Origin of the sequence: Flavobacterium sufflavum (genome assembly GCF_004016525.1) — a bacterium.
Taxonomy (GTDB): Bacteria; Bacteroidota; Bacteroidia; order Flavobacteriales; family Flavobacteriaceae; genus Flavobacterium; species Flavobacterium sufflavum.
In genome coordinates, this window is the sequence record NZ_SACJ01000006.1 from 142,033 (window position 1) to 154,169 (window position 12,137).

Sequence of the window (12,137 nt, forward strand, 5' to 3'; positions counted from 1 at the left end):
CAAAAAAACTGCCTTTATAGAACAGTCTTTTTGTTTGCTAAAAATACTATTTCTTTTACTCTACAAGGAGAATAACCTTCCCATTTACTCCACCAGCTGTTAAAAAATCCTGGGCTACTGCCGCTTCTTCAAGCTTAAATATTTTAGAAACAATTGTTTGGAATTTTCCGGTTTCTATTAATTCAATTCCGTTTTGTAACGTCTTAGACGATATATCAGAAGCTACAAAATAGGCATTCACACTGTATTGCCCTGCCAGCTCCTGTGATGGTGGTGTGGCGATACTCAATAGTTTACCACCAGGCTTTAAAATCTGAAAAAGCTTTCTCTGAGTATCACCACCAGCGGTATCTGCCACCAAATCAACATCTTTAGCAATATTGGTCACATCCTGTAATTTATAATCAATCACTTCGTCGGCACCAAGGCTTTTTGCTAACGCCACACCATTTCCGGATGCGGTTGCAATAACGTAAGCGCCAGCAGCTTTTGCCATTTGCACCATAGCACCTCCAACAGCACCGGCACCGCCCTGGATTAAAACTTTTTGGCCTTTTTCTAATTTTCCTTCTGTAAATAATACTGATTGTGCAGTTCCTAAAGTGACAATTATTGAAGCTGCTTCTTCGAAGGACAGGCTTTTCGGTTTCAGCAAAACAAAATTTTCGTTTGCAGTTACATATTGTGCATAAGCGTTTTTCCTTGTAAGGGCGATAACCTCATCACCTATTTTAAATTTGGATACACCCGCTCCAACGGCAACAATTATTCCCGCAGCTTCACCACCCGGTATAAAGGGCATTTCCACGGGACGGGTTTCCTTCATAAATCCCATGCGTATTTTCATATCTATCGGATTCACCCCTGCTGCCTTAACCTGGATTAAAACATCATTTTCACTCTGGATCGATGGTATCGAAACCTCAACCAGTTCAATCACAACCGAACTTCCATAGTCTTTGTATTGAATTGCTTTCATTATTTTGAAGTGTAAAGTGGATAATCAGTGTAGCCTGCTTCGCCCGAAGAATACAATGTGCTGAAGTCTACATCATTCTGGGGAACGTTTTTTTCGATACGGCTAATAAAATCAGGATTGGCAAGGAATCCACGACCAAACGCAACAAGGTCTGCAGAGTTATCCAACAGCTTTTCTTCTGCTGTTTCCGGAGTGAGACCGTTACAGATTATGATAGTATTGGTGAATACTTCACGAATTGCCTTATATGTTTTTTCAGGAATTTCCGGATTGGTTGAAATATGGATGTAAGCAATCCCTAATTTATCCAATTCACTACTTAGACAGGTATATGTCTGATGCACTTCTTCTGTATCGTAAGCTCCTTGATCACTTAATTGGGAAAACGGAGAAAAACGAATACCTACTTTATCCGGACCAATGGCAGCAGCAATTGCTTCGGTAATTTCTAATGTAAGACGGCTTCTGTTTATTATGTTCCCACCGTATTTGTCCTCCCTGTTATTTACATTCGGATTCAAGAATTGTTCCAGCAAATATCCATTAGCACCATGAAGTTCTACTCCATCAAAACCGGCAAGAATTGCATTTTTTGAAGCATTTACAAAATCGGCAATAACACGGGTTATGCCTTCCTGAGTAAGAGCCACAGGAACAGAATGTTCCTGCATACCAAGAGAATCTGTAAAAATTTCGCCGGCTGCCTTAATATTAGAAGGGCCAACCGGTTGTAATCCGTCAGGTAGATTCGCAACATTGGAGATACGTCCGGTATGCATTAGCTGCAGAAAAATTTTTGATCCGTTTTGATGTACTGCATCCGTGACTTTTTTCCAGCCCGCAACCTGTGCTTCAGAATAGATTCCGGGAATACGGGGATAACCCAAACCTTCGGGACTTGGAGAAGTACCTTCAGTAACGATCAGTCCTGCACCGGAGCGTTGTGCGTAATAGATTGCCATTAGTTCATTGGGAAGGTTGCCTATAGCTCTGCTACGTGTCATTGGCGCCATTACCAGATGATTTTTTAATTTCAAGGAGCCTTTCTCAAAAGGAGTAAATAACTTTTTCATTTTTATCATATTTAAAATTATACGACAAATTTACAAGTTACTTAACAGGTAAAATAACCAAAAAAGACACAATAATAGTCCTATCCGACAGATAATACTTAATATCAAAGTAAAGACGTTTATGTAGTATAGGAGAACTTCTTGGGTGTAATCCCGTACTGCTTCTCAAATAATCGGCTGAAGTGGCTAAGGTTTGAAAATCCCAACTCGTAGCCAACCTCAGAAACGGAATGTTTAGCCAGTTTCAGCAGAAAAGCGGCTTCTTCCATCCTGGCCTTCTGATAATAATTATAAATTGTATCTCCAAATGTCTGCTTAAAGAGCTGCTTGAGTTTCGTTTCGCTCATCGAAGCGATACCGGCTAGTTCACTTAAAATTGGCGGAGTACTAAGATCACTCAATATTTCGTTGCGAATGACCAAAAGTTTTTCGGCATCGTTACTATTTACATTCCTAAAAGTCGTGTTTTCCCTCAGCGACAGCTTACTAAAAAGCAAATACATTAATTCCTGTACCTTAATTTGGACATAAAAATTATTCATAGAATTATTCATGTCAACTGATACAATGTTTTTAAGAAGCAATTGCATTTCAGAATCCAAACTTTCGAAAAAGAGAAAGGATGCATTTTCTGCTGTAATGGTTTTTATTGTACCATTAGGTTTTTCAATTGATAGAATTGATTGTAATCTATTGGCAGTAATACCAACTACTACATATTGAATGTTACTGCCAGCAGGAAAACGAATTTCTGTTCGCAAATCATTTGTAGACAGCAGAATTGAAGAATCATTTTTTTGTAAAAATGGTATATTTTCTTCTTTGTTATATTTAAGTTCTAAATCTTCTTTATTACTATAAAAGAAAATGGTGCGTACATTATTAGTCTTTATAGCAGGATTACGTTTTATAATTAATTCTTCCTTCAAGATATAACTATGAATGGTCAATTTGAAATCATCACCAAACCCCACTTTACGCACATAACCCTCTCCCATGCTCTTTGGAATTTCCAAAACATTATCCCTCACAGGAACATTAATTTGTTCTGAAAACTGTGTTATAAAATCAAAACCTGGGGCTGCTGTAAATTCAAAAATCATATATTTAAATAAATCATCAACAAACTAAATTAACGCAAATAATTATATCCTAATCTTATTTTGCTAATTATTTTTTATTAATTAATCTCTAAAATCCCATGAAATATAAACATAAAAAAACTCCTTAATTTCTTAAGGAGTTTATTGGTGGGTGATGAGCCCAGAGGACGCAGTTTTAAGAAAAAAGACCAATAGAGACAACTAATAGTCACTATGCTTTTTAGCTTATAACGATTCTTATTTAAGATTCATTGTCCTGCCCTCTTTTGAATCACTTATTGCGTTAATCTGATCAAGTATATTGGTTTGATTTGGCGAAATGTGGTTTTTAGTTTCTGGAACATTTTCTTTCCTGAATAACAATACCAATGCATTATGCAGTTTTAACAATACGTCTTTGTCTTCTTTGTCAATGTCTACAGCGGTATTGAAATCAAAAATATAGTTATTTGAATTTCGTACTTCAATTTTTATTGTTTTAGGAGTGATTTTAAATTTTACTATATCCATACTCAAGAGGAATACTATTAGTTTTTGTAAAAATAAAGACAAAAAAAAACTTCCCAATTTCTTGAGAAGTTTTGTGGGCGATGAGGGATTAGAACTTAATTCTCAATGCGTTGATATATAACGAAATATATTAGTCTAAAACATAAAGGTCTCGATTTTGCTCCTTTAAACAGATACAAATATCACTAAATCTTAATACTGTAAATTTACTGATTAATAAGGTATTGACCAAATGCATCTACAATTAATTCATTATAATTCATACTAAAAAATGAACTAGTTATTAAACTAGTTGGGGATTCTAGGGAAATTTATTCTCTATTTTTTGGTTTGTTCTTTTCATCCAAAAATTAGCGGTTCTACTTGTTCAATTTTCAAACCTGCATACTGGCAAAACTCCTCAATGGTTACTAACTCATTTTCAAGCTTATTAAGGCTCTTTTTAATTGCTTGCAACATTCTAGCACTTTGTCTGTAACTTTTGCCTGTGATGCGTTCAATGTCTTTTGGATAGATGCATATTCTCTTTATTGGCGTTTTCATACTCTATCTATAGCTTTGAGTAGGCTATGCTATACTTTTGATAGTTTGCTACTCTTTTAAAAACTTTTGCAATTTAATCATTATTTCAAGACATTCAATAAGGATTGTTTATGCTCTATTTAGTCATTTACGTCGTTTTAGGACATATCGAACACCCTCCCCTTTTTATTGTTCTAAAATAACTTAAAATTTGTTTGAAAATCAATCAGGAGATGTTGCAACAAGATGATGATTGAAGGAATTATTCACTGATTCATTAAATAAAATTTTGAAGTTATGGCAAGGCAAAAAGGCATAATTAAATTAAAAGGTACTATCGGGGATATTACTTTTTACAAAACGCAAGATGGACACTTAGCAAGAGAAAAAGGCGGTATTGACGCTAGTAGAATTGCAAGTGACCCAGCTTTTCAAAGAACACGTGAAAACGGTTCTGAATTTGGAAGAGCAGGTAAAGCAGGAAAGATTTTGAGAACAGCTCTTAGAGTTTTGCTTTTGAATTCTTCTGATAGCCGAATGGTGAGTCGTTTGACGCAATCTATGGTTAAAGTGATTCAGGCGGATACAACGAGTGAACGCGGATTGAGAAATGTGATTGATGGTGAAGCAGAATTGTTAACCGGATTTGAATTCAATATTCGTGGAAAACTAGGCACCAGTTTGTTTGCACCGTTTACTGGAGGTATCAACAGGGTTAGTGGTGAAATATCGGTAGATATTCCACCCTTTATTCCATCGAATATGATTGCTGCTCCAGGAGGAACTACTCACTTCAAAATTATTTCAGCAGGTGTTGAAGTTGATTTTGAAAATGAAACTTTTGTAGAGCAACATTCGGAAACAGCAATTACTGCCTGGGATGCTACACCTACAGCTGTTATTAGTCATGTGAATACGGTTACACCTAACAGTACTAAACCTCTGTTTTTGGCTTTAGGTTTGGAATTTTACCAAGAGGTAAATGGCAGCATGTATTCGTTGAAAAACGGTGCTTACAACCCGTTATCGCTTATTGCAGTTGATGGAGGTGTCTAAGAAGATGGTTTTATTTTTAACTAGAACTTATTTCCCTGATGGAACGAATGGTAAACTCGAATGCGAAGGCAAATTGATTTGTAATACCATTGAATTGCCGTGGAAGATGAACGAAACGAAGGTTTCCTGCATTCCAGAGGGGAAATATTTTATTAGAAAGCGATACAGTGCAAAGTATAAATGGCATTTGGAATTAGTGGATGTGCCCAATAGACAATTTATTCTTTTTCATCCTGCTAATAATGCCCAAAGAGAATTACAAGGCTGTATTGCTCCGGTAACTAAACTTTCTGGACCTGGATTAGGTTTGATGTCCCGAAAAGCTTTCATCAAGCTAAAGGATTTTGTTTATCAAGCTTTGGATAATAAGGAAAGCGTTGAATTGATTGTTCAATCCTAGAAATTAAGATTATGAATAAAATTATAGAGAGAGCGACCGCTCCCACACCAAAGTTTTTTAAAGTGCTTCGAAATATTGGTTTGGCCATGGCTGCAGTTGGTGGAACAATTTTGGCAGCACCAATAGTTTTACCAGTTGTTGTAACTTCTATTGGTGGTTATTTGGCGGTTGCTGGAGGTGTTATTTCGGCAATTAGCCAATTGACAACCGAAAAAGTCGATGGATCACAGTAATTCGACTGTAATTGGTACCGCTGGCGGTACATTTTTGAGTATTTTGCCGAATTTACATTCGGAAGATGTTCTGAAAACTATAATTCTTGCCACAGTTGGGGCAATTGTCAGTTTTACAATATCTTTGGTACTCAAAATTTTCATTAAGAAGCACAAAAAATAGTTTAACTCTAGTTGTGGTGACCTTTGGGTTAAACAAAATGAAAGCCTGGTCAGTAGATCAGGCTTTTTTGTTTTATTCCATCAATCTATAAATCGAATTCAAACAGTCCGTTATGATATTGAGCATACCAAGATCAGGGGAGGTTCTTTTTTCCCAATAACCCCAAGGCTCACTTAGTTTCTTAAGTTCTAAATAAATATTTCTAATGTCTGTTTGGACTTTCTTAGAAAAATTATTTGAACTTAATATATCCTCGCAAATTTTCAAGGCTCCACAATGGAAATACCTGTTTTGATAATAAGAAATCGAATCAATTTTTTGTTTAACATCTGAACTAGTCATACTATACTATTTTAAAATTAATAATGACCGCAAGATCTAAATGCAACTTAAAATAAAATAGGACACAAAAATCACTTAATTTTTCTTACATTTGGATTTAACTATAAAATCATAGACACATGAAAAAAATTATTTTGTTATTCGCATTAGCTTTTGGCATTTCAATGACTGCACAACAAAAACAATACAAAAGTGCAGAAACAGGTAGATATGTAAGTAAATCAACTGCTACTAAAAGCCCCTCAACAACTTATAGTACAACTAGAAGTAAAAAATAATCATTATGAAAAAACTATTACTTATTGGTACAATTGTAGTTACATTATCTAGCGTTGCCTATGCTTATTCAGGTAGAGGCTGTTCAGGCTCTAAAAGCTGTTCAGCTTGTAAAAACTGTAAATATTGTAAACATTGTGCTAAAGAAGGAGGTTCTTGTGGAGTTTGCAAATAATCAATGCAACTAATGACTTCTTTTGATTGATAGACTTTACCTAAACAACAAAAAGCCTGATCTCACGACCAGGCTTTTTGTTGTTAAATTTCACCAAATTGATTAAGTTGAACCTCAACAACCACTACTTCGGAATTGGGGCAGTACAAATGATTGTATTTTGCAAAGTCAATTGCTTTGTTTCTGCTGTCAAAAGCACCAAAAAAAACTCTTGATGCTCTTGATTTCCAATTATCTGTTTGGAATAATAAAAAAATGCTCATAGGAGTAATTTTAGAGTTAATAAATGAATTATCTATTGCAGTAGCGATGCAAAATCACTCTACGCATATCGTTTATGAGATTTATATTTTCGTGAAATTGCTTTTCTTTTAATTCCAAAAGTTTTAAAGCTGCAATTTGCTTTAGATGTTCTTCGTGTTCTTGCATTAATAATTTTGATTTTGGAAAAAACTCTTTTTTGAAATCAGGAAGGCGTAAAAACGAAATAACAGAACCTACTAAATGTTGGTGCCAAAATTTAGATTTCCACAAACTGTATGCTATCCAATACATATTTTCACAATCGGCTGTACTATCAAAGATTATTACAAAGCTGTTTGTGAATGGCTCATTTTGTGGTTTTCCGCTGTTCATTCCTTTGTTAAGAATGAAAAAGTGTGGCTTGTTGTAAACAAAGTCCTTTTTGTGGGTTTTAACGATAAAATTCATCATCTCTTCGGATTTAAGGATTAGCTTTTCTTCTAAATTCCTTTGTTGTTTCTGATGAATGCCTGAGTGCCTCGCTACGCTCTGCACCAATAAATCATTTCAAAAGAAAAAGAAAAAAAAGAAAGCCATTCTTCTAGTGGAAGGTTTCAAAAAAGCAGGTTTTTCAGAAAAAATACTACCCTAAGTAGAAGTGTATAGTAGGCAGTTTTTAGTGTTCAGCAAAATAGTGAACTGGAAAAATAAGGGTGGAGATTTTTTATGAAACCCGGAGGGCTTGAACTTGCTTTTTTGAATACCTGGAACTTAGCTTTGCTCTTTTTTTTTATTTTTTATTTTGAATATCTAATCAAAAATCCCTTGTTGATTTGGATGAAATTTTGAAGGAATGAGTGTTGTTTTTTTGCAGGAGTATTCCCGAAAGGGTATCCAATTTTTGGACGGATGAAAATCCAAATTCAAATAATAAAAACGTTTTTCATCCGGCTGAAAATTTGATACTCTTTCTTCTCATCTGATTTTTGAGGATGCTTGAGTCGTGTTTAGTAAGCAGTTGTTAATGTTTAGTCGGAATGTTAATCTGGAAATGTAAAGCATCTTCAAAAAACAATGCTAAAACTTACCTAGCTAAAACTTACCTAGTGCGATGGGGCAACAGCGCAGGCAAGGGTATTATTTTTTTATTTGTTTATCGGGATGTTCTGATTGTTTTTGTGATAGCTGGTGCCAGAAATAGTGTTTAGTGTACAGCTTTTAGTGTTCAGAAGTATTTGGTTTAGTAATACAAAGGCATCAGCTATCGCGGAAACAATGTATTTTGATGTTCTGGCAAATAAAAAATAATACTCTTGCTGGGGATTTTGGTTTTGTGGGTAATAAAATGGCTTTTACCATAGGCAAATAAACTGAAAAAATAAAGCCATTTTATTACTTATAAAAGCAATGAAAATACTTCCTATGTAACCGCCAAGATGATAAAAACAGTGAATGTAAACGTTCATAAAAGCAATAATAACCGTAAAGTTTCAGATGAAATACAGAACATTGTTAAAGACAGTGGCGAAGGACGTTTTTTTTTGTAGCTGGCTGGTGCGATGGGAGCTGCAAAAAATGTTGTCCTGAAGCCACTGGCAAGCGCGTTGGGTGAGCGGCTTTTTTACATAATGTTATTATAGTGCATACGGTAACTTCTTTTGGATAGGGATTTTGTTTATGCACTATAATGCCACATTATGTAAAGAAGCTTTGGAAAAAAAATTACTGGCATGAGTTGCGGAGCATACGAGTTATTGCACCAATAACCATGACAGTAATTTTTTTTAGAGCGTTGGCCAGGAGTGGCAATTTGAATGTAAAACGTCTTTTTATCAGCGAACGAAAAAGATTGTTCTCATTGTAACAAAGTAATCGAAAGAGACAGATTTGAGCTTTATGAATGCTTTTTTAAAAAAGTCTTTTGGATTTTATTTTGCAAGACATTCTGTAAATAATGATTATTGCCGAAATAATGGTTAGTATTCCAATAAAGCCAATTGAAAACTCGATACTGAATAAATTTGTCAAAATACCGGTTAATACAGCACCAATCACATAACCAAAATCTCTCAAAAAACGGAATACTCCAATACTTTTTGCTCTTTGTTCCGGATTAGTGTCTTCGGCTATGCTTGCTAAAAATGTTGGATATACAATCGCTGTCCCAATCCCTAATAAGACCGAAATAATTACAAAATGAAAAATGGATGTTGAGAAAATCAAACATACTATGGCTAAACCTTGTAACAACATTCCCCAAAACAGCAAATCTCTTTTGCAATAGATATCTGAAAGCTTTCCTGTTATTAATTGTCCTAGCCCCCAGACAATTGGATAAGTAGCTGTAATTATTCCAATATTGGCAATTCCAAATCCTCTTTGTGCTAATAAAATTGGGATTATACCCCAAATCATTGCATCATTCAAATTATTTATTAATCCTGCTTGAGTGACAGAACCCAAATTTTTGTGTAACCAACTTGTTTCTATAAAAATGTTTTTTAATAGTGGAATTGTATTATTTATTTGCGTTTCTTTTTTAACGTGTCCGGCAGTATCTTTTACAAAGAACCACGTTAATACCGTTCCAAGAATAACAATTGCAATTCCTAAATAAAAAGGATAAGGTCTTAATCCATAATTATCGGCTATTAGACTTGTTATGTAAGCAACAAGCCCTAAAGTACCATAGCCTGCAAATTCGTTTAACCCCATTGCAAAACCCCGTTGTTTTTCGCCAACTAAATCCATCTTCATTACTACAGTACTTGACCAAGTTAAGCCTTGATTGATACCTAATAAAATATTTGCAAATAAAATCCAATTCCAACTGTTGGCATAAATAAGAATAAAAGGAACAGGAATTCCAATTATCCAGCCGTATAAAAGCAGTTTTTTTCTACCTATTTTATGAGCTAATGCTCCGGCAAAATAATTGGTTATTGCTTTAAATAATCCGAATAATATAATAAATGATAAAATGACAGAAGTTGAAGTAAGATGGAATTCTTTTTCGGCAATTTCGGGTAATAATGTTCTTTCCAGACCTATCATTCCACCAACAAGTGCATTGATGAAAACCAATAACCAAAATTGTTTCCAGTTTTCTTTTAATCCTAATTTTATTTCCATTGTAGGGTGGTTTAAGAAATTGCACATCTGTTTGCCCCAGCTTCTAAATCAATTGGATTTATATCTCCTAAATCTCCTTTTAAATTTAATGCTACAATTTCCAAATAGTTAGTTGGTGTTGGTGGAATACGCTGTAAAATAATATCCGTAAAATCTTTTTCGTTTAGTTGTAGCATTGCCACATTTTTTTTTACAAAACCAATTGTAGTCTGAATGGGTTGATTATCAAAATCAACCGGTTGACTGGTGTGTGATGGCAAAACAAGTGTATTTTCATCAAGTGCCAAAACCATTTGTAATGATTGATACAGTTTTTTTGCTTTTTCTAATGCTTCGTTGTTATTGGCTTTTAAATCAGGTCTTCCTACACCATTTGTAAATAGAGTGTCGCCTGATAATAGCACTTTTTCATCAATTAGAAATGTAGTGCTTTCCAAGGTGTGCCCAGGAGTTTTTATCGCTTTAATTTTTATACTTCCTAAATCTAAAATTGTATTGTTGTTTATTGGCTCAAAATCAAAAATCACTTTGTTTGGATGTGGAAGAAATAAGGGAACTGTATTATTTTCTGCTAATTGTTTTGATCTTGAAATATGATCTGCATGAATATGCGTTTCAATTACACATTTTAAAGTCAGATTTTCTTGTTCTAAAATTTGCTCATAAATATCTGTAGAAAGCGAAGCATCAACAATAATTGCTTCATTATTGGAAATCACAATATAAGAAAGACAGCCTTTTCCTGTTCGTCTTAGTTGTATGATTTCAAAATTTGGAAAAGTAATTTTAGCAGTATTCCAGGATAGACTCCAAGCTTTCATCCCACCTTCTAAAGAATAGGCTTCAAAACCTTGGTTTTGCAATATTTCAGCTCCAATTAAACTAGTCTTAACACCTGCACAAATTACAACAACAGGAATGTGTTTTTCAAGATGTAATCCTTGAAAAGCAGATTTATCATTTGCTTTTAATTTATCGTAAGCATTAATATGAATACTTTGTGGAATATACCACTCTACTCGTTCCTGGATGGGACGAATATCAATTATTGAAACCTCTTTTCCTGTTTCTAGCCAATTTCGAAGTGTTTCAGTATTAATGTTTTTTGTGGGTGTCATTTTATGATTGATTATTTATTTCACAAATTTCGACACTTCAAAACACTAATCCTTTAACATAAGATAAATAATTACTTAATCGCTCTTATTCTACTCAAACTAACTTGGGTAATTCCTAAATAAGATGCAATATGTTTTAAAGGAACTTTTTTTAAAATATTTGGTTCTTCAGATATTAAAGCATTATATCTTTCTTCGGCTGAATGAAATTGAATTCCTTCAATTCTATTTACTGTATCTACATAAGCAACTTCAAATATTTTTCGAAATAATCGTTCAATTTCAGGATAGGTATCATACAATTTAAAAAGTTGAGTGGCATTTATAGCTACTATTTCACTGTCTTCTAAAATTTGGATTGCTTTTCGGGATGGATTTCCTGTAAATAAACTTTCAACCCTTGCTATAATATTGTTTTCAAAAGCGAAGCTTTCAGTAATATCAATTCCATCTTTGTAATAATAAATTCTTGCAGTTCCTTTATTTATATAATAAATAGTTTTGCAAGTATGGCCAAAGGTTTGTAATTCTTGATTTTTTTTGATTTCTATAATAGAACATATTTCAGTAATAGCATTTTCAGCTTCTTTTGAAAGAGAATTATAAAGTTGAAAATATTGAAATATTGATTTCATTAACAAATTTTAAATTTTATCTCAAAGTTAGTCAATTTTAATTTGTCAATTAATTAGTTGGTTTCTGAAACGAACCAGCATTAAAAACGGTTCTTGATTCAATTTTTTCTTTAGTTTAATTTAGCAATCTTAATAAGAAAGTTTTCAAAGAAATTAGTATTCCATAAAAAAAATGGC

Annotated in this window: 16 protein-coding genes; 5 read left to right on the plus strand and 11 right to left on the minus strand. The window is 33.8% G+C overall.

What is annotated here, in order from left to right; all coding sequences use genetic code 11:
• Nucleotides 1-55: 55 nt before the first annotated feature.
• From EOD40_RS11375 to EOD40_RS11395, 5 genes are all read right to left on the minus strand, one after another.
• On the minus strand, nt 56-979 hold the full coding sequence (locus EOD40_RS11375; RefSeq protein WP_128195611.1) for an NADP-dependent oxidoreductase: 924 nt from the start codon (nt 977-979) through the stop codon (nt 56-58).
• Nucleotides 979-2,052 carry an alkene reductase gene (locus EOD40_RS11380; protein WP_128195613.1) on the minus strand — a complete coding sequence of 358 codons (1,074 nt, stop codon included), beginning with the start codon at nt 2,050-2,052 and terminating at the stop codon, nt 979-981. The genes EOD40_RS11375 and EOD40_RS11380 overlap by 1 nt, the downstream gene beginning before the upstream one ends.
• A 119-nt stretch (nt 2,053-2,171) precedes the next feature.
• A complete protein-coding gene (locus EOD40_RS11385; RefSeq protein ID WP_128195615.1) occupies nt 2,172-3,155 on the minus strand; it encodes a helix-turn-helix domain-containing protein in 984 nt (327 codons plus the stop codon).
• A 237-nt stretch (nt 3,156-3,392) separates the two neighbouring features.
• Nucleotides 3,393-3,665: a hypothetical protein gene (locus EOD40_RS11390; RefSeq protein WP_128195617.1), complete on the minus strand. Its 273-nt coding sequence runs from the start codon at nt 3,663-3,665 to the stop codon at nt 3,393-3,395.
• Nucleotides 3,666-4,004: 339 nt separating this feature from the next.
• The gene (locus EOD40_RS11395) at nt 4,005-4,208 is read right to left on the minus strand and encodes a hypothetical protein (protein ID WP_128195619.1); all 204 of its coding nucleotides are present in this window, start codon (nt 4,206-4,208) and stop codon (nt 4,005-4,007) included.
• 276 nt (nt 4,209-4,484) lie between these two features.
• Here EOD40_RS11395 and EOD40_RS11400 point away from each other — a divergent pair, with 276 nt between their 5' ends.
• From EOD40_RS11400 to EOD40_RS11410, 3 genes are read left to right on the plus strand one after another with little or no spacing between them, the layout of a single operon-like run.
• Nucleotides 4,485-5,243, plus strand: a complete 759-nt coding sequence (locus EOD40_RS11400; protein ID WP_128195621.1) for a hypothetical protein — start codon at nt 4,485-4,487, stop codon at nt 5,241-5,243.
• 4 nt (nt 5,244-5,247) lie between these two features.
• A complete protein-coding gene (locus EOD40_RS11405; protein ID WP_128195623.1) occupies nt 5,248-5,643 on the plus strand; it encodes a DUF5675 family protein in 396 nt (131 codons plus the stop codon).
• A gap of 11 nt (nt 5,644-5,654) precedes the next feature.
• The gene (locus EOD40_RS11410) at nt 5,655-5,876 is read left to right on the plus strand and encodes a hypothetical protein (protein ID WP_128195625.1); all 222 of its coding nucleotides are present in this window, start codon (nt 5,655-5,657) and stop codon (nt 5,874-5,876) included.
• A 235-nt stretch (nt 5,877-6,111) separates the two neighbouring features.
• Here the strand turns inward: EOD40_RS11410 and EOD40_RS11420 are convergent, their stop codons facing one another.
• Nucleotides 6,112-6,381 carry a hypothetical protein gene (locus EOD40_RS11420; RefSeq protein WP_128195628.1) on the minus strand — a complete coding sequence of 90 codons (270 nt, stop codon included), beginning with the start codon at nt 6,379-6,381 and terminating at the stop codon, nt 6,112-6,114.
• 119 nt (nt 6,382-6,500) lie between these two features.
• Between EOD40_RS11420 and EOD40_RS11425 the strand changes: the two genes are divergently transcribed.
• Complete coding sequence (locus EOD40_RS11425; RefSeq protein ID WP_196781436.1) at nt 6,501-6,659, plus strand: hypothetical protein; 159 nt, start codon at nt 6,501-6,503, stop codon at nt 6,657-6,659.
• 5 nt (nt 6,660-6,664) lie between these two features.
• Nucleotides 6,665-6,832 carry a hypothetical protein gene (locus tag EOD40_RS17955; protein WP_164905474.1) on the plus strand — a complete coding sequence of 56 codons (168 nt, stop codon included), beginning with the start codon at nt 6,665-6,667 and terminating at the stop codon, nt 6,830-6,832.
• Nucleotides 6,833-6,915: 83 nt separating this feature from the next.
• Here EOD40_RS17955 and EOD40_RS11430 read toward each other — a convergent pair whose 3' ends face one another.
• The 5 genes from EOD40_RS11430 to EOD40_RS11450 form a co-directional block, all read right to left on the minus strand.
• Complete coding sequence (locus tag EOD40_RS11430) at nt 6,916-7,095, minus strand: hypothetical protein (protein WP_128195630.1); 180 nt, start codon at nt 7,093-7,095, stop codon at nt 6,916-6,918.
• A gap of 28 nt (nt 7,096-7,123) precedes the next feature.
• Nucleotides 7,124-7,546 (minus strand): DUF6943 family protein, encoded by a 423-nt coding sequence (locus EOD40_RS11435; protein WP_128195632.1) that lies wholly within the window; start codon nt 7,544-7,546, stop codon nt 7,124-7,126.
• 1,437 nt (nt 7,547-8,983) lie between these two features.
• Nucleotides 8,984-10,207, minus strand: coding sequence for an MFS transporter (locus EOD40_RS11440; protein WP_128195634.1), 1,224 nt, complete (start codon nt 10,205-10,207; stop codon nt 8,984-8,986).
• Between the two features lie 11 nt (nt 10,208-10,218).
• Nucleotides 10,219-11,325, minus strand: a complete 1,107-nt coding sequence (locus EOD40_RS11445) for an MBL fold metallo-hydrolase (RefSeq protein WP_128195635.1) — start codon at nt 11,323-11,325, stop codon at nt 10,219-10,221.
• A gap of 71 nt (nt 11,326-11,396) precedes the next feature.
• Nucleotides 11,397-11,960, minus strand: coding sequence for a Crp/Fnr family transcriptional regulator (locus EOD40_RS11450; RefSeq protein ID WP_128195637.1), 564 nt, complete (start codon nt 11,958-11,960; stop codon nt 11,397-11,399).
• Nucleotides 11,961-12,137: the final 177 nt, after the last annotated feature.